Source organism: Streptomyces sp. NPDC032721 (assembly GCF_055579625.1).
This window is the reverse complement of sequence record NZ_JBVIMX010000018.1, coordinates 160,759-182,676: the sequence shown is the minus strand read 5'-3', so window position 1 is coordinate 182,676 and position 21,918 is coordinate 160,759. Positions and strand designations below refer to the sequence as shown.

Genomic DNA, 21,918 nt, shown 5'->3' with positions numbered 1-21,918 from the left:
GATCCGACGGTGCTGTGAACCCGGTTCGCAATCTCCACCGGTTTCACGGTATCCGTACGCCCGTGGCACGGAATTGCCCTTGATCGTCCGCGAGAGCGCGGCTTAGGCTCGCCGCGCTCTCGCAAGTCCACGAAATTGGGGGAATTCCTTGAGGATCAGGCGAAGCGTAATTGCCGGTGTCATTTCGGTACTGGCCCTCGGCAGCCTGCCCGTATTCACGGCGACCGCGCAGGCGGACCCCAGCTGTTCGGTCAACACATCGGGATCGACGAGCGGCAAGTCGTACACGACCAAGGTCACCTCGAATCCCTGCGGCCGTCAGGTGCGCGCCTACGTCCGCTGCATCTACCCCGAGACCGCCTACCGCACGACCAAGGTGGGCACCGCGGTGAAGAGCACCGGCTCGAAGAGCAGGGCGACCTGCAACTCGAAGGACAAGATCGAGAAGCGCGGTCACCAGGTGAACGTGCCGGGCCAGGGCTGGACGACCTACCTGGACTGAGGTCCTGGGTCACCGAACGGGCCGGAGGCGGCAGAGGATGGTGGTGCATCCTCTGCCGCCTCCGGCGTACGCGCGCGGCGCCCGCTACCTGGGGGTGGTGTACCCGGTGTACTGCCAGGAGATGTTGTGCGCCTTGCCCCGGGGGCCGTTCTGCGTGATGCCGTGGAAGAGCACCGCCATCTGCGGGCCCTCCTTGAAGTCGTAGTCGCACTTCTTGGGGCTGTTCAGCGCGCCGTTGTCATCGGCGCACTGGCCCTTCTTGCCGGAACCGTCCCTGGCGGCCCAGACCACGACGGCCCGCTCGCCGTCCGCGACCAGGTCGTTGACCGTGAAGCTGTCGTCGGCCCCGTCGAAACAGATGTTGTACATGTACATCTGGTCGGCGTTGCAGGTCTTCGTGCCGCCGGCGCTCGCGGACGAACCGGTGAACAGCGTCACGGATGCCGCGGCGGTCAGCACCGCACCCGCCTGCACCATCCGACGCCTCAATGCCGTCATTTTCATCGCAGTCGTGCCTTTCCCCGAAGAGCTCCCGAAAGAGCATGGAGAAAACACTCTCGCCGAAATCCAAGGCAAGATCGCAGGCGTCACACAATCCCTACGGCACCGTTTCCCAGCCCTTTCCCAGCAGCCGCTTCATGCACCACTTCCACTACTTGACCGCAAGGACCATAGAATCCGACGGCGACGCCCACACGGCCCGCGCCTCCGCGAATCCGGCCGCACGCAGGGTCGAGGCGTGCCATTCGAGGGACGGGGTCTCGCCGTCCGCGTGCTCCCCGAAGATCGCGAACCGCTCGGCGGTCGGAGCGGCCAACTGCGGGTCGGCGGCGGCCAGTTCCCACCACTGCCCCCAGTCGAGCACGCCCTCGGCCTTCGCCCGCTGCATCCCGGCGTGCCGAAGTGCCCGCTCGGCGGCGTTGATCCGGGGCGTGGAGGTGTCCTTCATCCGGTCCGCGTTCATGAACACCCCGCCGTCCCGCACCAGTTCGCCGAGCTGCGAGTACAGCGTCCCGAGCGGCCCCAGTTTCAGCCAGTGCAGTGCGGTGGCGGTCAGCACCGCGTCGTACGTCTCGTACGGCAGCTTGGAGCGCCACTGCGGATCCATCAGGTCGGCCGTCACGAACTCGGCCCGGCCGTCCCCCTCGAAGGTGCCGCGCGCGATGGTGAGCAGCGCCGGGTCGAGATCGACGCCGGTACTCGTGGCCCCCGGGAACCGCCGGAGCAGCCTGCCCGTGATACTTCCCGTACCGCACGCCAGGTCGAGCACCCGAGGCTCGGCCCCGACGAACGCCTCCACCATGTCGAGCATGACCCGAAGCCGCTCCTCGCGGTCGGGCATGTACCACTCCTGCTGCCGGTCCCAGCTCTCCTGCCAGGAATTCCAGCCCGCCGTATTCGCCGTGTCCGCCGCACCCGTCATGGAAACCGCCCACTCCCGTAATACTCTCGAACGAGAAACGCCCATTACTCAGACGCCCCGCCGAGACTAGACCGCACCAGTAAGGACTACAAGTGGAACTGGCCTATTACGCGGACTATGCCGTACGCCTGGTGAACAGCGAGGAGCCGGCCCGCAACAAGGACGTGCTCACCACGGTGGAAGCGGTCCGCGACCTGTTCGGCACCAACAAGCAGGCGGCCCGGCGCGCGACGGACGCGGACGTGACCCGGTTCCGTTCCGTACGGGGCCGGCTGCGCGCGATCTTCGAGGCGGGTGACGCCGGTGACGACACCCTCGCCGTCGACCTGCTCAACTCCCTCCTCCTCGAATTCCCGGTGAGCCCGCAGATCTCCGGCCACGAGACCCGTAAGGAGGACGGGCTCCCCGACTGGCACATGCACCTCGCGGACCACCCGTCGAACGCGACCGCGGGGTACGCCGCCATCGCCTCCATGGGCCTGGCATTCCACCTCACCGAGCACGGCGCCGACCGGCTCGGCCTGTGCCAGGCACCCCCGTGCCGCAACGCGTACCTGGACACCTCCACCAACCGGTCGCGCCGCTACTGCTCCGACCGCTGCGCCACCCGCGCCAACGTCGCCGCCTACCGGGCCCGCAAGCGCCTGGAGACGGAACGGTCCGCCAGCACCGGCCGCACCGCCGAGGCCAGCCAGGAGAGCGCCGTCCCCACCGACCACTGACGCCCGGCCTGCAAGGGCCGGTACCGTCCCCGCACCCGCCCCAGCACCAACGAGGGCGGCACGGCCCCGAAGGCCCGCGAATCCACCACCTCGGCGTCCGGGTTGTCCCCGAGCACCCACCAGCCGCCTTCCCGCTTCTCCAGCACCCGCTTCACGACCAGCAGGTCCTGCTGCAACGGATGCCGCATGACGACCACGTCACCCGGCCGGACCTCCGCGCCGTAGTGCACCAGCGCCCGGTCCCGGTGCAGCAGCGTGGGCACCATCGAATGGCCCATCACCTCGGCGATCCCGAACGGCGCCCCGGTCTCCTGCCCCGGCGGCTCCCTTCCCTCCTCGATCCCGTCCCGCCCGTCCCGGGCGCGCCCGCTCTCCGTCATCTGCGGCACCTCCAGCTTCCGTTCCTCACCGGCCCCCGGTCCCATAGTGGCCCCGGACTTTTGACGTAAGCCCATGGGGGCACTCGCGAAAACACCTCCCTCACGGAGTAATCTCCCCCTTGAGAAGACGATCACGAGGAAGGAATGCGACTTATGCTCTCCCGCCTGTTCGCCCCCAAGGTCAAGGTCAGCGCCCACTGCGACCTCCCCTGCGGCGTGTACGACCCGGCCCAGGCCCGCATCGAGGCCGAGTCGGTCAAGGCCGTCCAGGAGAAGATGGCCGCCAACGACGACGCGCACTTCCAGGCGCGCGCCGTCGTCATCAAGGAGCAGCGCGCGGAGCTCGCCAAGCACCACGTCTCGGTGCTCTGGAGCGACTACTTCAAGCCCCCGCACTTCGAGAAGTACCCCCAGCTGCACCAGCTGGTCAACGACACCCTCAAGGCCCTCTCGGCCGCCAAGGGATCGACGGACCCGAAGACCGGCGAGAAGGCCCTTGAGCTGATCGCCGAGATCGACCGCATCTTCTGGGAGACGAAGAAGGCCTGACCTTCCCCCTCCCCCTCCGGTCGGCGCCCCACCAGGCGCGTCGGTCAGAGGCCACGACGAGGCCCGGCGAGCACCCCTCGCCGGGCCTCGTCGCGTTCCGGACACCGGTCCGGGCCGCCGGGCAGGGCTCTCCTCCACTAATTCTCGTCACAGTGACATGCTGGAGTCCTCACCGGTACAAGGGAGTTGGGCTCATGCAGTGGACCGTCCATGGCGAGCGGCAGATCTACAGCAACCCGTGGGTCAACCTGTGGCTCGTGGACGTCCAGCAGCCCGTGGCCGGGATCCCCGATCTCGCCGACCCCGCTGGGTGTCATACCGCACAGGGCGGCGATCCGCGAGGAGCAGATCCCGTCCTTGGCCTTCACCAGCCGGAACACCCAGGTGAAATCGCTGAGCCGGCGTGCCTCCTGCCACTCCGCACTGGCCAACAGCTCCGACAGCAGAGCCAGGTGAGGCTGTGGACGCGACACTCGTGCCCCTCACTCGCCCGTACGGACATCCCGATGAGACCAACCGGCCGACAGATTAGCCACGTTAGGTAACCCCTGCGACCTGAGAGCAGAGGGCGGGGCGCCCGCGAAGGTCATCCTGCCGGAGGCGAGGCGAGCGAACATGTGTTCCCGTGGTCGCTGGTGCGAGAGAGTGGGTGGGAAATTGGTACGGGTGTGTAGATTACGACCGTACGGTCGATGGCGTGAAGCTGGTCGTGCGGGTGAAGCTGCTGCCAACGCCCGCACAGGCGTTGGCGCTTGGGGCGACGCTGCATGCCTGCAACCGGTCCGCCACGTATGCGGCGCAGGTGGCGTTCGAGCAGCGGGTGTTCTCCCGCAACGACCTGCAAAAACTCGTCTATACCGAGGTGAAGGCCACGTTCGGGCTGTCCGCGCAGCCCGCCGTACGAGTCATCAAGAAGACCGTTGACGCGTACACCACCCTGCGCGCAAGCCTGAAGGCCGGGAACCTCGGCAAGGTGGGCTCGAAACGGTGGGCGCGGGCCACCGGCTCGCCGGTGGTGTTCCGTCCGGACGCCGCCCAGCCGTTCGACGACCGGTGCCTGTCCTGGCAGTACGACGCCCGCACCGTGTCGATCTGGACGGTGGACGGACGCCTCAAGGGGCTGCGCTACGCCGGCCAAGCCGACCAGCTCAGAATGCTCGCCGAAAACCGGCGCGGTGAGTCCGACCTCATCCGCATCCACGGCAAGTGGTACCTGCTGGCCACCTGCGAAGTGCCCGACCCCGAGGTGTACCAGCCGGTGGACTTTCTCGGCGTGGACCGGGGCATCGTCAATCTGGCCACCACCTCCGACGGCACCAACTACCAGGGCCGCCGACTGTCCCGCTACCGGCGTTGGCATGCCCGTAAACGGGCCGAACTCCAGAAGAAGAGCACCCGCTCGGCCCGGCGCCGGGCCGCCCGCCGCACGAAGAAGGAGCACCGTCATGCCACCCACGTGAACCACAAGATCGCCAAGGAGATCGTGTCCGCTGCGCAACGCACCGGTCGGGGCATCGCCGTCGAGGAACTCGACGGGATCCTTCCCCAAGCTCTCAACTTCGTTCGAGCAGGGGAGACCCCATCCCGGGTACGGCTTCGTCGCAGCCAGCGGGACGCCCTCTCCTCCTGGCCGTTCCACCAGCTCGGGCAGCACCTTGAGTACAAGGCCCGCCGGGCCGGGGTGCCGTTCCTCGCGGTGGATGCGGCCTACACCTCGCAGCGCTGCCCGCGCTGCGGACACACCGAGCGGGCCAACCGGCCCGACCGGGACCACTTCTCCTGTCGTCGGTGCGGCCTCGCTGGGCCCGCCGACCACGTCGCCGGGGTCAACGTGCGCAACCGTGCACGCCTGGCGTGGGTGCTCGTCACCGCACCCGTCCCAGACACGGCCTAGCTACCCGTACTGGGAGATGCGACCCGTGACCGCCCCATCGTCGGGGGCAGTCGGGAGCGCGACCCGGCTTGCAGGAACCGCGCCCACAAGCCCGGTCCCTTCATGGCCGGGAAGGTGACATCCCGCTCGCGACGAGGGAACGCAATGCCCGCGATGGCCGCAGATGACCGACAGATCACCGTTCAGGAGTGGAGGATGCAGTTCCGTTCCGTCCGCAAATGCATCCCCCTCGTCCGGGGTCTCGTCACCAAGACGCTCCTGAGCTGGGGGTACGGGCAGAACGACATCGACCGGGTGACCCTCGTCTGCGGGGAGCTGTCCACCAACGCCGTCGAACACGGCGGCAGGCGCGGCCACCTCTTCGAGGTCAGGCTGACCACTGACGGCCCGCACTGCCTCATCGAGGTCTCCGACGCCAACGACACGCCGCCCCGCCCCGTGCAGACCGACGAGGACGACGAGGACGGGCGCGGGCTCCTCCTCGTCGCCGCCCTCGCCGAGGAGACCGGCCACCACCGGCGCCATCCGATCGGCAAGACCGTCTGGGCCCGCCTGCTCCTCGACGCCCCGAAGGGGTGAGGCGGGCCCCGCACCCCCGCTTGGAAACCTTCTGACCCGCCCCGTACGTTGACGGCCAGGACGACCGGGGACGGCCAGGACGTCCGGCGACGGCGCGGTGAAAAGCAGAGGGAGACGAGACGGTGGCAGCAGGGGTACGGGAAAGCGGTTCACAGGCCGCGCGAATACCCTCGTGGGCGGCGGCCGGCCGAATGTCGCCCGACCGGATTTCGGTACTGCGCAAGCGAATTCCCGGGCCCCGCACCCTCGCCTGGTCGCTGACCGCCCTATTCTTCGTCCTCTATTCCACGGTCGCCGTTCTCCGCAACGGCCGTATGCTCAATGCCGGATTCGACCTCGGGATATTCGAGCAGGCCATCGCCGCCTATGCGCGCGGCGAGGCGCCGATCGTCGAGTTGAAGGGGCCGGGGTTCAACCTCCTCGGCGATCACTTCCATCCGATCCTGGTGCTCGTCGCCCCCGTCTACCGGCTGTTCCCGAGCGGTGTCACCCTCCTGATCGTGCAGTCGGCGCTGCTCGCGCTGGCCTGCCTGCCGCTGACCAGGTGGGCGCACCGGGCGGCCGGGCCCGTTGCCGCGCTGGTGGTGGGGTGCGGGGTCGGGGCCTCGTGGGGGATCGTCTCGGCGGCGGCCAAGGACTTCCACGAGATCGCGTTCGCCGTGCCGCTGCTGGCGTTCAGCGCGACCGCGCTGGCACAGCGGCGCTGGTGGGCGGGCGCGCTCTGGGCCGCCCCGCTGCTCCTCGTCAAGGAGGACCTCGGGCTGACGCTCGCCGCCGTGGGCGCGTACATCGCCTGGCAGGCGATACGGGAACGGCGTTCCGCGCAGGACAGTAATTCCCGTCTCCTGCTGGGAACGGGCGTGGCCGTCCTGGGCATCGCGGGCACCGCGGTCGAAATGCTCGTACTGCTTCCCGCGATGAATCCCAGTGGCGCGTTCGCCTATTGGAATCAGATACCGGGAGACGGGGCCTCGCCCTCCGGAAACGTCCTCCAGCTCGCCCTGGGGGTTTTCTGGCCGCCGATGAAATGGCTGCTGCTGCTCATGCTCGCGGCGCCGGTCGCGTTCTTCGGCCTGCGGTCGCCGCTGCTGCTGCTCTGCGTGCCCACGCTGGGCTGGCGGTTCGTGGCGGGCAACGAGCACTACTGGCAGCCCGGCTTCCACTACAGCGCCATTCTGATGCCGGTCCTCTTCGCGGGCTTCGTGGACGTACTGTCCCGGCGCAAGGACCTCCTGCACGGGCGCCGCCGCCGTCGCGCGCTCACCTTCTCGGCGGCGTTCACCGCCGTCACCGCGGCCGTCTACCCGCTGCACGACCTGGTGCTCCCGTCCGCCTGGCAGACCCCGCCGCACGTCGCCGTCGCCCGCCAGGTCCTGGACCGGATCCCGGACGGGGACACCGTGGCGTCCTCCAACCGCCTGGCTCCGATGCTCACTTCGCGTACGACCGTCAGCCTGGTCTGTTACGGGACCGGCCCCGACCCGGCGAACCCGACGGGGCTCCCGGCGGACCCGCCCCGGTGGGTGGTCGCGGACCGCACCGACCCGACGGTGAAGGTGCCCTGCCCGACCGCCCGCACCGAACAGATGCTGCGCCTCTACCGCGAGCACGGCTACGTCGAGGTGACGGAGCAGGACGGCATCACCCTGCTCCGCAGGCCGTGACCCGAGAACACCCACTGTCCGCCGCCCCTCGGTCACAGCACGGCCACAGCCTCGTCATGGCCGGTCGACCGAGGTATGCAGCCGCCCGCCCCCGGGGAGATCCTTCCACCATGCGCACCACACGTACCGCCGTCCCGGCCGCTCTGCTCCTCGCCGCACTGGCGGCCCTCAGCACCGCCTGCTCGCAGGAGCCGTCCGACGGCCCGTCCCCCGCACGCCCCACCTCCGCTTCCACCTACACCCCCTCTCCCACCCCCTCCGTCAAGGAGAAGAGTCCCGCCGCCCAGGCGTGCGCCGCGGCGCTGCGCGAGCAGCTCGGCGACCGGCTCGACCCGAAGAAGGACATCGTCAAGCCGGCGGCCTGCGACGGGCTGTCGAAGGACGAGTACGGCCAGGAATACGCGGACGCGGTACGCGCCTCCCACACCGTCAACGACATCCTTGAGGGCACCAAGGGCTCCGGAGCAGGTGGCTCGGGCGGATCGGGCGAAGGGCAGTAGCCTGCCGGGCCCCTGCCTCCCTCTGCCCCTCCCACCCCTTCCGGAAGAAGTTCCACCGCTTCGTGCATGACCCGCCGCCCCCCTGGGCACGCGAGTGTATGAGGGCCCCGCCACGTTCCCCCGTCGTGGCGGGGCCCCTTCGCGTTCCGGCCCTTCGCGTTCCGGCCCCTTCGCGTTCCGGCCCCGCCTACGCCGCCAGCAGCGGGCTGCCCTTCCGCCGCAGCCACTCCCGGTACCCCGCCGCCCGCAGCGCCGCCTCGCGGTACGCCGTCTCCAAGTCCTGGTACAGGTACGGAAATTCGCTCAGTCCGGGGCGGGCCGCCAGCAGCAGCCGTACTCCCAGCGGGTCGTCGCGCAGCGGCCGGATGGCCATGTCGTCGCGGGGGCCGGAGGTGGGCTGGCAGGGGGCGACCGCTTCGCCGATGACGATGAGCGAGGACGCGGTGAGGTAATCGCCGTGCAGGAGAGGCGGGTTGAGACCCGCTGCCGCCAGGACGCGGCGCAGGCCGTCGCGTTCGCCGTCGACGCTGGGGTCGACCATCCAGCGGTCGGCGGCCAGGTCCGCCAGGTCGACGACGGGGGCGGCGGCGGCCGGGTGGTCGACGGCGAGGGAGATGAACTGGGGCTCCCTGTCCAGGAGTACGCGGATCTCCAGGCCGGGCGGCAGCCGCAGCGGGCACCCCTCGACCTCGTGCACGAAGGCCACGTCCAGCGATCCGGCGGCCACCATCCGCAGCAGGGCGTTGGCGGAGACGTCGACGTGGAGGGTGGTGTCGGTGTCGGGGAGGCGCAGCCTGAGCCGTCGCAGCCAGCCCGCGACGACCCGGCTCGCCGTGGAACCGATGCGCAGGGTCTGCCCGTTGGGCGTGCTGAGGGCCGCTTCGGCGCGGGTTTCCGCGATGAGTGCGCTCATGCCGTCCACCAGGGGGCGGGCCCTGCTGAGGAGGGACTGGCCGAGGGGGGTGGGGCGGCAGCCGGTGCGGCGGCGGGAGAAGAGTTCGGCGCCGAGGGAGTTCTCGATGCGGCGGAGTTGGGTGGTCAGGGAGGGCTGACTCATGCCGAGCACGCGCGCTGCCTTGTGCAGGCTGCCCGCGTCGGCGATCGCGCACAGTGCACGAAGGTGTCTCACTTCGAGCTCCATGGGGCAGAGGGTAGAGCCGGCCCTCCGGGGGCACCAGATGACGCCTGCCGTACGGGCGGTCAAGTGGCCGAATTCATACGGGAGTTCCCCGGCCGTTCGCGGGGCCGCCGGGAGAGCTTCACCGGGGTGATACTGCCGCGCTATCACCGGTTGGCATCATCCGCAGCCGCCCGCTCCTCCACCACACTCTCCCCTGTCCCACTCGCACGTCCCATCCCCACCCGGACCCACCGGGCAACGGACCAGCAGGGAGACCCCCACATGAGACACCCCCGCGCTCTTCTCGCCACCGCGATCGGCCTCGGCCTCGCCGCCGTCGGCGCCGCACCCGTCGCGAACGCCGCCCCCGTCAACTCCGCTCCGGCGCCGGTGAGTTCGTACGTCTCCTACGAGCAGTCGAAGGAGAACGCCGCCGCGACCAAGGCGTTCCAGCAGGCCGTCTGGAAGGAGGTGGCCAAGCAGCGCGCCGCCAACCCGGGCATCCAGGTCGTCACCGTGCGCTACAACGCCTCCAGCGCGCCGACCTTCCGTACCCAGATAGCCCGTTCCACCCAGATCTGGAACAGCTCGGTGACCAACGTGAAGCTCCAGGAGAGCACCAGCGGCGCCAGCTTCTCCTACCGCGAGGGCAATGACTCGCGCGGTTCGTACGCCAGCACCGACGGGCACGGCCGGGGCTACATCTTCCTGGACTACCGGCAGAACCAGCAGTACAACTCCACCCGCGTCACCGCCCACGAGACCGGTCACGTCCTCGGTCTCCCCGACCACTACTCGGGCCCGTGCAGCGAGCTGATGTCCGGCGGCGGCCCCGGCACCTCCTGCCAGAACGCCACCCCGAACGCGCAGGAGCGCGCCCGCGTCAACCAGCTGTGGGCCAACGGACTGACCGGCGCGGTGAACACCGCACGCTGATTCCCCCCGCGCCACCCCCCACGCACAGCGGAACACGGGCACCCCTCCGCCGCCGGCCGAAGCGGCGGAGGGGTGCCCTCGCGCATGCCGTCAGCCCGCCGAGGCCGAAGCCGACTGCGGTGGCTTGAAGTCGCCCTGTACGTGGATGAGTTCGGCGCGCGGCGGCGGGAACGGGCCCCGGTGTCCGGTGCCCCGCGGTCCGTCGGCGCGGCGCTCGAAGTCCGGGCAGCGATGGGTCTCCTGCACGGTGCCCGAGCTGTGGTCCCACAGTGCGAGGACGCCGTCCCTGCCGTCAGCGGCGCGGTAGGTGTCCTTGGCGTCCCGGAAGCAGCCGAGCCCGCCGAAGAGCGGGGCCCCGGCGGCCGGGAAGTAGTCGGAGAAGGCGCACGAGAGGCAGGACTTGAGGTAGGCGCCCTCGGGCAGTGCGCGCTGGATCTCGGCGAGTGCGCCCGCGAAGTCGCGTTCCGCGCGGCCCGACTCGTACAGGGCGCCGTCGAAGTGCAGGGCGAGTCCGAGGTGCAGGCGCTCCGGGCCCGGTCCGCCGGCCGGGTCGGGGCGGCCGAGGGTGAGCAGGCAGCGCAGGGCGGCCCGGTGCACCGTTCCGTCGTCGTACACCGGCATCGGTATGTCCCACTCCAGGACGCAGCCGCACAGCGCGCCCTGTGCGGAGAGGGTGAAGTGGTGGTCGTCCGGGGGTGGTTCCTCGGACGGCAGCAGCGCGTCGAAGCTCGCGCCGGTGAACTCGACGTCCCTGATGCGGGCGTGCAGGCGCTGCCCGTCGGTGCTGATGGCGAGGGCTTGCGTACCGGCACGATCGCGGTACCAGCCGACCCATGACTCTCCTGTCATGGGCGGGACTTTAGTGGGTCGGCGAGGGGTGCCGATCAAGGACGGCCGCCGTGGGCTGCGAGCGGCGGCCGTCCGTGCCCGGGGTCACCGGGCGCGGGTGCGGTAGGTGGTGACGACGGCGCCGTTGTCGAAGGTGCGGCACGAGGTCAACTCGAAGAACCTCAGGGAGAATCCGGCGCTCGCCATCGGGACACCGGAGCCGAGCAGAACCGGGTAGGTCTTGATGACCAGCTCGTCGATCTCGTCGATGAGCTGCCCCGCGAGGGCGCCGCCGCCGCAGAGGTAGATGCCGAGCTCACCGTCCTCGGCCTTCAACTCCCGTACCTTCTCGACCAGTCCGTCCGAGATGATCTCGACGTCGGGGTCGGGCGACGGGGCCAGGGTGCGCGAGGCGACGTACTGCCGCAGATGGGCGTACGGGCTGGTGACGCCCTCGTCCAGGGCCACCTGGTAACTCTTGCGGCCCTGGATGATGGTGTCGAAGCGGGTCAGCGGGGCGGAGTCCTCGATACCGGCCATCTTGCGGAACGCGGTGGGGATGGTGTCGCCGTACTCGCCGAACATGAAGGCGGGGAAGTCCCCGCTGAGGAACTCCTCCGCGAAGAAGGCGCCGTCGCCGGTGTCCGGGTGGCCGATGAAGCCGTCGATGGAGGCGGCGATGTAGTAGGTGAGAGTGCGCAAAATGGTCAGCCCTTCAGCCGGGAGTAGGTGAGTACGAGGGTGCCGTTGGCGAACGTGCGGGTGGAGTCGAGTGCGAAGGAGTGCACGTCGAACCCGGCGGTGAAGAGCCGGATCCCGTCGCCGAGCACGACCGGGTAGAGCTTCAGGACGATTTCGTCGATCTCGTCGAGCAACTGACCGGCGAGCCGGCCGCCACCGGCGAGGTAGATGCCGAGTTCACCGTCCTCCGCCTTCAGCTCCCGTACCTTCGCGGCCACGTCGCCGGAGACGATCTCCACGTCCGGGGACGGCGAGCCGCTCGCGGCGAGGCTCTCGGAGACGACGTACTGGCGCAGGTGCGCGTACGGGCTGGTGATGTCGATGTCGAGGGCGGCCTGGTAGGTGGTGCGGCCCTGGAGCATCGTGTCGAAGTGCCTGTTGGGCAGTTCGTCGGCACCCAGTGCCTGCCGGACGTGGGTGGGCAGGCACTCCGGATAGGCGCCGACCAGGAAGTCCTTCAGAAACTCCTCGCTGACCGGGTAGGCGTCGATGGCGTGGTCCGGGGCGGCGATGAAGCCGTCGATGGACATTCCGACGTAGTACGTGAGCTTGCGCAAGCGCGTTCCTTTTGTTCGGGGTCGTGTGGTGGGGTGCGGCGACCGGGCGGCCGCCAGAACCACGACAGCTATAGTGCTTCAGGTGTAGTGGTTAGGCAAGACCTTAAGTGGAAGAACTTAAAGATCCCCGGAGAAGGAGAAGAGCGCGCCATGGCCAGAAACCCGGAACGCCGTACCGCCCTGCTGGACGCCGCCATCGAGACGCTCGCCGCCGAGGGTGCGCGCGGGCTGACCTTCCGCACCGTGGACGCCCGCGCGGGCGTGCCGACCGGCACCGCGTCCAACTACTTCGCCGACCGGGACACCCTCTTCGGGCAGATCGCGGGGCGCGTCCACGAGCGGATGACGCCCGACTCGGCGGCGTTCGGCGATCTGCTGACCCGGGAGCCGTCCCGGGAACTGGTCAAGGACTTCATGCGCGAGCTCGTGGGCCGGGTCAGCGCGGAGCGCTCGGGCTACCTCGCACTGCTGGAACTGCGCCTGGAGGCGACCAGAAGTCCGGCTCTGCGCGAGGCGCTGAGCCGGACGCTGGGCGACGACTTCCGGGCGAACCTGGACTTCCACCGGGAGGCGGGCCTGCCGGGCGACGCCCGGGACGTGCAGGTGCTCTTCCTGGCCATGACCGGCCTGCTGCTCGAACTCTTCACGCTGCCCGACATCATGACCGCGACCCCCGAGGCGCTGGACGCGCTGGTGGAGCAGGTGGTGGAGCGCACCATTCCGGCGAAGTGACCGCCGGGTGAGCGCAGCGGCGGTCAGTGCCGCTCAGCCCTGCGGGGCGCGCCACATCGGGTACATCAGCGGGCCGCCGTGCGGCAGCCGCAGCGGGGTGCCGTGGTCGTCGAAGCCCAGGCGCCGGTACAGCTCGCGGCTGCGCGCGCTGCTCGCCTCCAGGTACGCGGCCCGGCCCTTGCGGTCGCAGCGATCCAGCTCCGGTTCCATCAGCGCCGAGCCGTAGCCCTCGCCCTGCCGGTCCGGGTCCACGCCGATCATCCAGAGGTAGGTGTGTGCCTCGTGGTGCGGGTGGATGCCCGCGGTGAGGTTGCTGATCAGTTCGATGCGGTCGTTGTACGGGTCGATGGCGGCGCGCAGCTGCGCGGCCCCGTCGTCCGGCTCCGGCCTGCCCGCCGGGGTGTCCAGCCAGAGGGCGGCGGCGGCCCCGTCGTCCGCGAGGTCCACCCGGCCGCCCGCGAGCACCACGTCGACGAAGGACCCCATCAGCAGGGGGTGCGCCCGGGCTCGGTGGTCCAGCCCCGGGAAGACCCAGGAGCTCACCGGGTCGTCGTGGAACGCCCGGTGCAGCAGGTTCTGCACCAGGCCCCGGTCGGCCGCGACCGCCCGCCGTATCTGTACACCCATCGCCGTCTCCGTCTCCGTAACCCACAACTGTCTAAGTCGATCTTAGAGTTGACACCCCGGAAGACCGCTGCGGCGGTACGGAGGACTGCTGCGACGGTACGCGGAAGGGCCCGACGGGGGTGTCCCGGCGGGCCCTCGGCACATGCGGCGGCTTCGGCGCACGCAGAGCACGTGCGCCGGCTTCAGCGCGTGCGGCGTGTCACGAACTCCGCGAGCGCCAGCAGTTCGTCCGCCGCCGCCAGGTCCGGCACCGCCCGCGAGAGGTGCTGCACGGCCCTGGCCATCCGGTCGGCGGCCTGGCTCTGCGCCCAGTCCCGCCCTCCGGCCCGCTCCACGGCGTCGGCGGCCCGCCGTACCGCGGCGGCGTCCATGGCGGGGCCCCGGTAGAGCTCCGCCAGTTCCTCGGCGGCGGGCGAGCCCGAGGCCATCGCCGCCACCACGGGCAGCGACTTCTTGTGGGCGGCCAGATCGGCCCCGGCCGGTTTGCCGGTGTGCGCCGGGTCGCCCCAGATGCCGATCAGGTCGTCGATCAGCTGGAAGGCGAGGCCCGCCTCCCGGCCGAACGCGTCCAGCGCCTCGACCTCCTCCTCCCCGGCCCCCGCGTACAGCCCGCCGAGGGCGCACGCGCAGCCCAGCAGGGCGCCGGTCTTGGCCTCGGCCATGGTCAGGCACTCGTCGATGGTGACGTCCTGCGGGGCCCGCTGCTCGAACGCGCAGTCCGACTGCTGGCCCGCGCACAGTTCGATGACGCAGGCGGCGAGCCGGGCGGAGGCCTTGGCGGAGGCCGGGTGCAGGTCCTCGGCGAGCAGTTGCAGGGCCAGGGCGCACAGGGCGTCACCCGTGATGATCGCGTCCGGTATGCCGAAGACGGTCCAGACCGTGGGCCGGTTCCTGCGGGTCGGGTCCTCGTCGATCACGTCGTCGTGCATCAGCGTGAAGTTGTGCGCCAACTCCACTGCTGCGGCGGGCCGTACGGCTTGCTGCGGGTCGCCGCCGAGAGCGTGGGCGGCGGCCAGGACGAGGGCGGGCCTGATCGCCTTGCCCGCCGCCGACCCCTCGGTCGGGGTGCCGTCCGCCAGCTCCCAGCCGAAGTGGTAGCGGGCGATCCGGCGGACCTGTCCGGGCAACGACTCGACCGCTGCCCTCAGTCGGGGGTCGACGGCCGTCCTGGTGCGGGCGAGGAGTCCGGCCGCCCCCTCGGTGCCACCCCCCGGGCCGCCCGTCGCATGGGTCGTGGTCATGGTCAATGCCAACTCCCTCCGAACCGGGGGGTGTCGTGCTTCTCCCCGCACCCCCGTACTCCCCTTACCCCCTCGGGCCGTCCCCTCCTGCTCGCCCGTCCCCGAACCCCGGACCCGTCCTGATGCGCGGCAGTTGCCCCGCCGCCTACCTCCACCGTCCGATCTCGACGTTCTCCAGCACTCCGAGCGCGTCCGGGACCAGGACGGCCGCCGAGTAGTAGGCCGTCACCAGGTACGAGATGAGGGCCTGCTCGTCGATGCCCATGAACCGCACCGAGAGGCTCGGCTCGATCTCGTCCGGGATGCCGGACTGCTGGAGCCCGATGACGCCCTGCTCCTCCAGTCCCGTACGCATGCAGATGATCGACGTCGTGCCCGCGTCGCTGATCGGGAGCTTGTTGCACGGGAAGATCGGCACCCCGCGCCAGGACGGGATGCGGTTGCCCGAGACGTCGACGGTGTCCGGGTTGAGGCCCCGCTTGTTGAACTCGCGGCCGATCGCGGAGATCGCCTTCGGGTGCGCCAGGAAGAACTTGTTGCCGCGCCGCCGCGACAGCAGTTCGTCGAGGTCGTCGGGGCTGGGCACGCCGTCGTGGGGCTGAAGGCGCTGGCCGTAGTCGCAGTTGGCGAGGAGGCCGAACTCCTTGTTGTTGACCAGCTCGTCCTCCTGGCGCTCGCGGAGCGCCTCGACGGTGAGCCTGAGCTGCTGCTCGGTCTGGTTCATCGGGGTGTTGTAGAGGTCCGCGACGCGGGTGTGGACCTTCAGCACGGTCTGCGCGACGGACAGTTCGTACTCGCGCGGCGCCGCGTCGTAGTCCACGAACGTGTGCGGTACGAGGGCTTCGCCGACATGGCCGGCGGACAGGTCGATGGGTGCCTCGCCGAACTCGTTGGTGCGCTGGCGCGGCAGGGTGCGGACCTGGGCGAGATGGTCGCGCAGCGAGTGCGCCCGGTCGGCGAGGGTGAGCACGTCGTCCCTGGTCAGGGCGAGTACGGTGCACGCGGTGGCGGCCTTGGCGGTGTACCCCCAGTGGGCGCCGTCCATGACGAGCGCCTGGTCGCCGAAGTACTCGCCGTCAGCGAGGACGCCGAGCACCTGCTCCTCCCCGTAGGGCCCCGAGCCGATCTTCTCGACGCGGCCGTGCGCCAGCAGGTAGACCGTGTCGGCGCCCGCCCCCTGCTCGGCGATCACGTCACCGGCGGCGAACTCCCGCTGCTCGCAGCGCTGCGCCAGCTCCCGGAGCACCTCGGTGTCGCCGTACGTCCGCAGTGCGGGCAGTTCGCCCAGCTCGGCGGGGATGACCGACACCTGGCTGCCGGTCTGTACGAAGGTGACGCGGCCGTCCCCGACCGAGAAGCTGAGCCTGCGGTTGACCCGGTAGGCACCGCCCTGGACCTGCACCCAGGGCAGCATCCGCAGCAGCCAGCGGGAGCTGATCTCCTGCATCTGCGGGGCGGACTTGGTGGTGGTCGCCAAGTTCCGCGCGGCGGCCGTACCGAGACTCTGCTGCGGCGCCTGCTGTTCGCGGACTTCGGAACCTGCCTCGACCGACATCTGTCTCCCTTTCGATTCTGCTCTCGATCATGTGCTGACCTGCGCAAGTAGCCTTTCAGCACGGGGAGTTGGTGCGCCATTACACAAAAGAGTGTGACTAGATCACCAGAGAAGGGGGAAGAGCGCGCGACGGGGTTGACCCGCCTTAAGTTGCATTTGAGATGCAAGTTACTTAGCGTGAGGCCATGCGGCTGACGAGGTTCACCGATCTGGCACTGCGCGTCCTGATGCGCCTGGCCGTCGCCGAGGGCGAGACACCCACCACCCGCGAGGTGGCGACAGCCATGGCGATCCCGTATACGCACACCGCCAAGGTGGTCGCCAGGCTCCAGCACCTCGGCATGGTCGAGGCCCGCCGGGGACGCGGCGGCGGGCTCGCGCTCACCGGGGCAGGCCGGGCCGCCTCGGTCGGCGGGCTGATCCGCACGCTCGAAGGGCCGGGCGACGTGGTGGAGTGCGAGGGCGAGACGCCCTGCCCGCTGCGGTCGGCATGCGTACTGCGCGGGGCGCTGCGACAGGCCCAGGAGGCGTTCTTCGACTCGCTCAGGTCGCTGACCGTGGGCGATCTGGTCGAGTCCCCGACCGGACCGGTCCTGCTGACCCTGTCGCCGACCGAACTGTCCCCGTAGGCGATCCGGACAGTCCGCCGGCCCGCCGGTCCGCCGGTCCGTCAGTCCGTCAGGCCGGCGGAACACCCGCGCCCCTCCTCCCCCACCCGCACCACGCACACCCTTAAATATGCATCTCAGATTCCAATTCACCCGCGAGCGGCCCACCGGCGGCTCACGACCAGATCCGGCCAAGGAGCCACCGATGCTTTCCGAGACCTCCGCCGCAACCGTCCGCGCCACCCTCCCCGCCGTCGGCGCGGCCGTCGAGGACATCACCGGACTCTTCTACGAGAAGCTCTTCGCCGCCCATCCCGAGCTGCTGCGCGACCTGTTCAACCGGGGCAACCAGGCGGCCGGCACCCAGCGCCAGGCCCTCGCGGGCTCCATCGCCGCCTTCGCGACCCACCTGGTCGCGAACCCGGACACCCGCCCCGACGCGATGCTCGCGCGGATCGCCCACAAGCACGCCTCGCTCGGCATTACCGAGCCGCAGTACAAGGTCGTCCACACGTACCTCTTCGAGGCGATCGCCGAGGTCCTCGGCGAAGCCGTGACCCCCGAGGTCGCCGCCGCCTGGGACGAGGTCTACTGGCTGATGGCGGGCGCCCTGGTCGCCATCGAGAGCCGCCTCTACGCCGAGCAGGGCGTCCTGCTGGGCGACACCTGGCGCGACTGGGAGGTGGCCGGCCGGATCGAGGAGACCGCCGACGTCGCCACCTTCCAGCTGCGCCCCGCCGACGGCCGCCCCGCCCCGCGGCACAAGCCCGGCCAGTACGTCTCCGTACAGGTCGAACTCCCGGACGGCGCACGGCAGATCAGGCAGTACAGCCTGAGCAGCGCTCCCGGCTCCGCCCTCCGCACCATCGGGGTGAAGCGGATCGGCGACGGCGAGGTCTCGCAGCACCTGCACGCGCGCGTGCACGCGGGCGACCGGCTGCGAGTCTCGGCACCGTACGGCGATCTGGTCCTGCACGACGGCGACGCACCCGTCCTGCTCGCCTCGGCGGGCATCGGCTGCACCCCGATGCTGTCGATGCTCACGCACCTCGCCGACACCGGGCACACCGCCCCCGTGACGGTGGTGCACGGGGACCGCTCCCCCGCCGCGCACGCGATGCGCCACGACCACGCGCTGCTGACCGAGAAGCTGGCCGACGGCTCGGCGCACTTCTTCTACGAGGAGCCGGAGGCGGGCCACCCGGCGGGGCTCACCGGCCTGGTGGACCTCACCGGCGTCGCCGTCCCGGCGGGCACGCGCGCGTACCTGTGCGGACCGCTGCCCTTCATGCGGGCGGTACGGGAGCAGCTGCTCGCCAAGGGCGTACCGGCGTCGGACATCCACTACGAGGTGTTCGGCCCGGACCTCTGGCTCGCGAGCTGACGCCGCCGGACCCCCGCCCGGCCCCGCTCAGCCCCGCCCTCCCCCGCTGTCCGGATCGGCTCGCACAGTGTGCGAGAGAGGTGTACCGGAACCGGACTCTCCGGTACAAGCGATACACAGAGTCACCGGATCCCGCGGTGGCCCGTCCGGACGAGGAGCCAGCATGGCCAACCCGCTCTCCGCCAACGCCTTCCTGACCAGTCTGCGCACCGAGGGGGTGACCGTCGTCGAGGTCGGCGACTGGCGCAACCACAACCGCGAGGGCCACGGCCCCTGGGGGCCGGTGCACGGCGTGATGATCCACCACACCGTCACCAGAGGCACCGAAGCCACCGTCCGGATCTGCCGCGACGGCCACGCCGACCTGCCGGGCCCGCTCTGCCACGGCGTGATCGCCAAGGACGGCCGGGTCCACCTGGTCGGGTACGGGCGGGCCAACCACGCCGGACTCGGCGACGACGACGTACTGCGCGCGGTCATCGCCGAGAAGCGGCTGCCGCCGGACAACGAGGCCAACACGGACGGCAACCGGCACTTCTACGGCTTCGAGTGCGAGAACCTCGGCGACGGCGCGGACCCCTGGCCCGCCGCCCAGCTCAAGGCGATCGAACGCGTCTCGGCCGCCATCTGCCGCTCGCACTCCTGGAGCGAACGCTCCGTGATCGGTCACCGCGAGTGGCAGCCCGGCAAGGTCGACCCGCGCGGCTTCACCATGGACTGGCTGCGCGACCGGGTCAGGGACCGCCTGAAGTAAGAGCCCGCCTGAAGCAAGAGCCCGCCTGAGGGAAGGGACCGCCCGAAGCAGCAGGTCACCGGCACAATGGGCGGGTGCCGTCCGACGAGATCCGCCCCTTGCGCCCGCTGCTGCCCAGCCCCCTCACCGAGGTGGCCGACGAGCGCTTCGCCCGGCACGGGGTGCGGCTGTTCCTCAAGCGCGACGACCTGATCCACCCGGACCTGCCCGGCAACAAGTACCGCAAGCTGGTCCCCAACATCCGCGCCGCCGGGGGCCGCCCCCTGCTCACCTTCGGCGGCGCCTACTCCAACCACCTGCGCGCCACCGCCGCCGCGGGCCGCCTGCTCGGCTTTCCCACCGTCGGCATGGTCCGCGGCGACGAACTGGCCGGCCGCCCGCTCAACGACTCCCTCGCGCGGTGCGCGGCCGACGGCATGCGGCTGCGCTTCCTGTCCCGTACGGACTACCGCCGCCGCGCGGACCCCGGCTTCCTCGCCGACCTGCTGCCCACCACCCCGTTCCCCGAGGCGTACGTCGTCCCCGAGGGCGGCAGCAACGCGGCCGCCGCCCGGGGCTGCGCGGCGCTCGGCGAGGAGCTGCGCGGGGCGGTGGACGTGGTCGGCGTGGCCTGCGGGACCGGCGGCACGCTCGCCGGACTGGCGGCCGGACTCGGCCCGGAGCAGCGCGCGATCGGCGTTCCGGTTCTCAAGGGCGGCTTTCTGGAGGCGGAGGTACGGGCGCTCCAGCTCGCGGCGTTCGACGGCCCGGCCGGCTCGTGGTCCCTCGCGGACGGATTCCACTTCGGCGGCTACGCACGCACCCCGGCCGAGCTCGTCGACTTCGCCGCCGACTTCACCGCCCGGCACGGACTGCCGGTCGAGCGCCTCTATGTGGCGAAGCTGCTGTACGCCCTGACGGCACTGACCGCAGAGGGAACGTTCCCCCACGGCACCCGCCTGGCGGCGGTGATCACGGGCCGCCCGTAGCCGCCGTACTCCTCGGTGCATGCCCCCATCTCAGTCCATGTCCACATCCGCCTCCCGCCAGCCCGCCGCCTCCTCCAGGTCCAGCCGCCGCAGCAGGACGCGCATCATCTCGTCGTCGATCCGGCGGGTGTCCCGGAGCTCCACGAACACCGCCCGCTCCGCGTCGATCAGCTCCCGCGACAGCCGCCGGTAGGTGGCGTCCGCCGATTCGCCGGTCACCTCGTTGACCTGGCCGAGCCGTTCCCAGACCGCGTTGCGCCGCCGTTCCAGGACCGTCCGCAGCCGGTCGGCCAGCGGGCCGGGCAGCGCGTTGTGCTCGTCCGCGAGGAGTTCCTCCAGCCGCGCCTCGGCCGCCGTCGAGGCCTCGCTCTGCGCCTGTGCCTCGACGAGCGTGGTCTGGTACGCATTGCGCCCCGGCAGCTTCAGCGCCCGGATCAGCGGCGCCAGGGTCATCCCCTGCACACCCAGCGTGCCGATCACGGTCGTGAACGTCAGGAACAGGATCAGGTCCCGCCCGGGGAACGGCTCCCCCTGCGCGGTCAGCGGGATCGAGAACGCGATGGCCAGCGACACCACCCCGCGCATCCCCGCCCACCCGACGACCAGCGGCGACTTCCAGTTGGTGTCCGGCTCCCGGGTCCGCACCCGCTCCGACAGCCGTCTCGGCAGATACGTCGCCGGGAACACCCACACGAACCGCACCGCCACCACCAGCACGAACACCAGTACCGCGTACCGGACGACCTGCCATCCGCCGTACTCCCCGAGCCCGGCAAGCACCACCGGAAGCTGGAGCCCGATCAGCGCGAACACCGTCGATTCGAGGATGAAGGACACCATCTTCCAGACGGCTTCCTCCTGGAGCCGGGTCGCGAAGTCCAGCGTCCAGGCCCGGTGACCGAGCCGCAGCGCGACCACCACGACCGCGAGCACCCCGGACGCACCCACGTACTCGGCCGTCGCATACGCAACAAAGGGAATCAGCAGCGACAGGGTGTTCTGCAGCATCGGCTCCTTCAGCCGGGTCCGCAGCCAGTGGATCGGCAGGATCAGCAGCAGCCCGACGGCCACCCCGCCGACCGACGCGACCAGGAACTCCCGCACCCCCTCGCCCCAGCTCGCCCCGGCCCCGAGCGCCACCGCCAGGGCCACCTTGTACGCGGTGATGGCGGTGGCGTCGTTGACCAGGGACTCGCCCTGGAGGATCGCGGTGATCCTCGGCGGCAGCCCCAGCCGCCGGGCGATCGCGGTCGCCGCCACCGCGTCCGGCGGTGCGATCACCGCACCGAGCACCAGCGCGGAGGCCAGCGGCAGCCCCGGCACCAGCACGCTCACCAGCACGCCGACCACCACCGTCGCGAACAGCACGTACCCCACCGACAGCAGGGCGACGGGCCGCAGATTGGCCCGCAGATCGAGGTACGAGCTCTCCAGCGCGGCCGTGTGCAGCAGGGGCGGCAGCAGCAGCGGCAGCACGATGTGCGGGTCGAGCGTGAAGTCCGGCATCCCGGGCACGAAGGAGGCGGCGATCCCGACCGCGACCAGCAGCAGCGGTGCGGGCACCGGGGTCCGCCTGGCGAATCCGGCGACGGCGGCGCTGCCCGCGATCAGGGCCAGCAGCGGAGTTGCATCCATCGATAGTCCCTGGTCGTCG

At 70.6% G+C, this 21,918-nt stretch carries 24 protein-coding genes and 1 pseudogene; 14 read left to right on the top strand and 11 right to left on the bottom strand.

Annotation, left to right across the window (positions count from 1 at the left end; all coding sequences use genetic code 11):
* The first annotated feature begins 148 nt into the window (after window positions 1-148).
* Window positions 149-502 (top strand): hypothetical protein, encoded by a 354-nt coding sequence (locus ACZ5PB_RS32470; RefSeq protein WP_468696135.1) that lies wholly within the window; start codon window positions 149-151, stop codon window positions 500-502.
* Window positions 503-586: 84 nt separating this feature from the next.
* On the opposite strand, the gene ACZ5PB_RS32465 is transcribed toward ACZ5PB_RS32470, so the two are convergent.
* Both ACZ5PB_RS32465 and ACZ5PB_RS32460 read right to left on the bottom strand, forming a co-directional pair.
* Window positions 587-1,000 (bottom strand): hypothetical protein, encoded by a 414-nt coding sequence (locus ACZ5PB_RS32465; RefSeq protein WP_468696133.1) that lies wholly within the window; start codon window positions 998-1,000, stop codon window positions 587-589.
* A 154-nt stretch (window positions 1,001-1,154) separates the two neighbouring features.
* Window positions 1,155-1,925 carry a class I SAM-dependent methyltransferase gene (locus ACZ5PB_RS32460; protein ID WP_468696131.1) on the bottom strand — a complete coding sequence of 257 codons (771 nt, stop codon included), beginning with the start codon at window positions 1,923-1,925 and terminating at the stop codon, window positions 1,155-1,157.
* A gap of 92 nt (window positions 1,926-2,017) precedes the next feature.
* On the opposite strand from ACZ5PB_RS32460, the gene ACZ5PB_RS32455 reads away from it, so the two are divergent.
* A complete protein-coding gene (locus tag ACZ5PB_RS32455; protein ID WP_468696129.1) occupies window positions 2,018-2,647 on the top strand; it encodes a CGNR zinc finger domain-containing protein in 630 nt (209 codons plus the stop codon).
* On the opposite strand, the gene sodX is transcribed toward ACZ5PB_RS32455, so the two are convergent.
* On the bottom strand, window positions 2,551-3,027 hold the full coding sequence (gene sodX / locus ACZ5PB_RS32450) for a nickel-type superoxide dismutase maturation protease (RefSeq protein WP_468696127.1): 477 nt from the start codon (window positions 3,025-3,027) through the stop codon (window positions 2,551-2,553). The two genes, ACZ5PB_RS32455 and sodX, sit on opposite strands and share 97 nt — an antisense overlap.
* 153 nt (window positions 3,028-3,180) lie before the next feature.
* On the opposite strand from sodX, the gene sodN reads away from it, so the two are divergent.
* The 6 genes and pseudogenes from sodN to ACZ5PB_RS32420 all read left to right on the top strand — a co-directional run bounded on the left by sodN (window position 3,181) and on the right by ACZ5PB_RS32420 (window position 8,213).
* Window positions 3,181-3,576, top strand: coding sequence for a superoxide dismutase, Ni (gene sodN, locus ACZ5PB_RS32445; RefSeq protein ID WP_389249210.1), 396 nt, complete (start codon window positions 3,181-3,183; stop codon window positions 3,574-3,576).
* Between the two features lie 194 nt (window positions 3,577-3,770).
* Window positions 3,771-3,851, top strand: a pseudogene (locus ACZ5PB_RS32440) (NUDIX hydrolase); the annotation flags it as partial.
* Between the two features lie 422 nt (window positions 3,852-4,273).
* Window positions 4,274-5,470: an RNA-guided endonuclease InsQ/TnpB family protein gene (locus ACZ5PB_RS32435; RefSeq protein WP_468696124.1), complete on the top strand. Its 1,197-nt coding sequence runs from the start codon at window positions 4,274-4,276 to the stop codon at window positions 5,468-5,470.
* Window positions 5,471-5,665: 195 nt separating this feature from the next.
* Window positions 5,666-6,049, top strand: coding sequence for an ATP-binding protein (locus ACZ5PB_RS32430; protein WP_468696122.1), 384 nt, complete (start codon window positions 5,666-5,668; stop codon window positions 6,047-6,049).
* 122 nt (window positions 6,050-6,171) lie between these two features.
* Window positions 6,172-7,713, top strand: coding sequence for a DUF2079 domain-containing protein (locus ACZ5PB_RS32425; protein ID WP_468696120.1), 1,542 nt, complete (start codon window positions 6,172-6,174; stop codon window positions 7,711-7,713).
* A gap of 110 nt (window positions 7,714-7,823) precedes the next feature.
* Complete coding sequence (locus ACZ5PB_RS32420; RefSeq protein ID WP_468696118.1) at window positions 7,824-8,213, top strand: hypothetical protein; 390 nt, start codon at window positions 7,824-7,826, stop codon at window positions 8,211-8,213.
* A 187-nt stretch (window positions 8,214-8,400) separates the two neighbouring features.
* Here the strand turns inward: ACZ5PB_RS32420 and ACZ5PB_RS32415 are convergent, their stop codons facing one another.
* Window positions 8,401-9,354 (bottom strand): LysR family transcriptional regulator, encoded by a 954-nt coding sequence (locus tag ACZ5PB_RS32415; RefSeq protein ID WP_468696116.1) that lies wholly within the window; start codon window positions 9,352-9,354, stop codon window positions 8,401-8,403.
* Window positions 9,355-9,615: 261 nt separating this feature from the next.
* On the opposite strand from ACZ5PB_RS32415, the gene snpA reads away from it, so the two are divergent.
* Entirely contained in the window at window positions 9,616-10,269 is a 654-nt protein-coding gene (gene snpA, locus ACZ5PB_RS32410) for a snapalysin (RefSeq protein ID WP_468696115.1), read from the top strand.
* 90 nt (window positions 10,270-10,359) lie between these two features.
* Here snpA and ACZ5PB_RS32405 read toward each other — a convergent pair whose 3' ends face one another.
* From ACZ5PB_RS32405 to ACZ5PB_RS32395, 3 genes are all read right to left on the bottom strand, one after another.
* A complete protein-coding gene (locus ACZ5PB_RS32405; RefSeq protein WP_468696113.1) occupies window positions 10,360-11,118 on the bottom strand; it encodes a DUF6304 family protein in 759 nt (252 codons plus the stop codon).
* 84 nt (window positions 11,119-11,202) lie between these two features.
* Window positions 11,203-11,799: a dihydrofolate reductase family protein gene (locus ACZ5PB_RS32400; RefSeq protein WP_468696111.1), complete on the bottom strand. Its 597-nt coding sequence runs from the start codon at window positions 11,797-11,799 to the stop codon at window positions 11,203-11,205.
* Between the two features lie 5 nt (window positions 11,800-11,804).
* Window positions 11,805-12,395, bottom strand: a complete 591-nt coding sequence (locus tag ACZ5PB_RS32395) for a dihydrofolate reductase family protein (protein ID WP_468696109.1) — start codon at window positions 12,393-12,395, stop codon at window positions 11,805-11,807.
* Window positions 12,396-12,545: 150 nt separating this feature from the next.
* Between ACZ5PB_RS32395 and ACZ5PB_RS32390 the strand changes: the two genes are divergently transcribed.
* Window positions 12,546-13,127, top strand: coding sequence for a TetR/AcrR family transcriptional regulator (locus tag ACZ5PB_RS32390; protein WP_468696107.1), 582 nt, complete (start codon window positions 12,546-12,548; stop codon window positions 13,125-13,127).
* Between the two features lie 33 nt (window positions 13,128-13,160).
* On the opposite strand, the gene ACZ5PB_RS32385 is transcribed toward ACZ5PB_RS32390, so the two are convergent.
* The 3 genes from ACZ5PB_RS32385 to ACZ5PB_RS32375 form a co-directional block, all read right to left on the bottom strand.
* The gene (locus ACZ5PB_RS32385; protein ID WP_468696104.1) at window positions 13,161-13,754 is read right to left on the bottom strand and encodes a GNAT family N-acetyltransferase; all 594 of its coding nucleotides are present in this window, start codon (window positions 13,752-13,754) and stop codon (window positions 13,161-13,163) included.
* 182 nt (window positions 13,755-13,936) lie between these two features.
* Window positions 13,937-14,995 carry a family 2 encapsulin nanocompartment cargo protein polyprenyl transferase gene (locus ACZ5PB_RS32380; protein ID WP_468696103.1) on the bottom strand — a complete coding sequence of 353 codons (1,059 nt, stop codon included), beginning with the start codon at window positions 14,993-14,995 and terminating at the stop codon, window positions 13,937-13,939.
* Window positions 14,996-15,140: 145 nt separating this feature from the next.
* Entirely contained in the window at window positions 15,141-16,550 is a 1,410-nt protein-coding gene (locus ACZ5PB_RS32375) for a family 2B encapsulin nanocompartment shell protein (RefSeq protein WP_468696102.1), read from the bottom strand.
* A gap of 185 nt (window positions 16,551-16,735) precedes the next feature.
* Here ACZ5PB_RS32375 and ACZ5PB_RS32370 point away from each other — a divergent pair, with 185 nt between their 5' ends.
* From ACZ5PB_RS32370 to ACZ5PB_RS32355, 4 genes are all read left to right on the top strand, one after another.
* On the top strand, window positions 16,736-17,179 hold the full coding sequence (locus ACZ5PB_RS32370; RefSeq protein ID WP_468696100.1) for an RrF2 family transcriptional regulator: 444 nt from the start codon (window positions 16,736-16,738) through the stop codon (window positions 17,177-17,179).
* A 184-nt stretch (window positions 17,180-17,363) separates the two neighbouring features.
* A complete protein-coding gene (locus ACZ5PB_RS32365; RefSeq protein ID WP_468696098.1) occupies window positions 17,364-18,542 on the top strand; it encodes a globin domain-containing protein in 1,179 nt (392 codons plus the stop codon).
* 163 nt (window positions 18,543-18,705) lie between these two features.
* Window positions 18,706-19,296, top strand: coding sequence for an N-acetylmuramoyl-L-alanine amidase (locus ACZ5PB_RS32360; RefSeq protein WP_468696096.1), 591 nt, complete (start codon window positions 18,706-18,708; stop codon window positions 19,294-19,296).
* Window positions 19,297-19,370: 74 nt separating this feature from the next.
* Entirely contained in the window at window positions 19,371-20,264 is an 894-nt protein-coding gene (locus tag ACZ5PB_RS32355) for a 1-aminocyclopropane-1-carboxylate deaminase/D-cysteine desulfhydrase (RefSeq protein ID WP_468696095.1), read from the top strand.
* 30 nt (window positions 20,265-20,294) lie between these two features.
* Here ACZ5PB_RS32355 and ACZ5PB_RS32350 read toward each other — a convergent pair whose 3' ends face one another.
* Window positions 20,295-21,899 carry a Na+/H+ antiporter gene (locus tag ACZ5PB_RS32350; protein ID WP_468696093.1) on the bottom strand — a complete coding sequence of 535 codons (1,605 nt, stop codon included), beginning with the start codon at window positions 21,897-21,899 and terminating at the stop codon, window positions 20,295-20,297.
* Window positions 21,900-21,918: the final 19 nt, after the last annotated feature.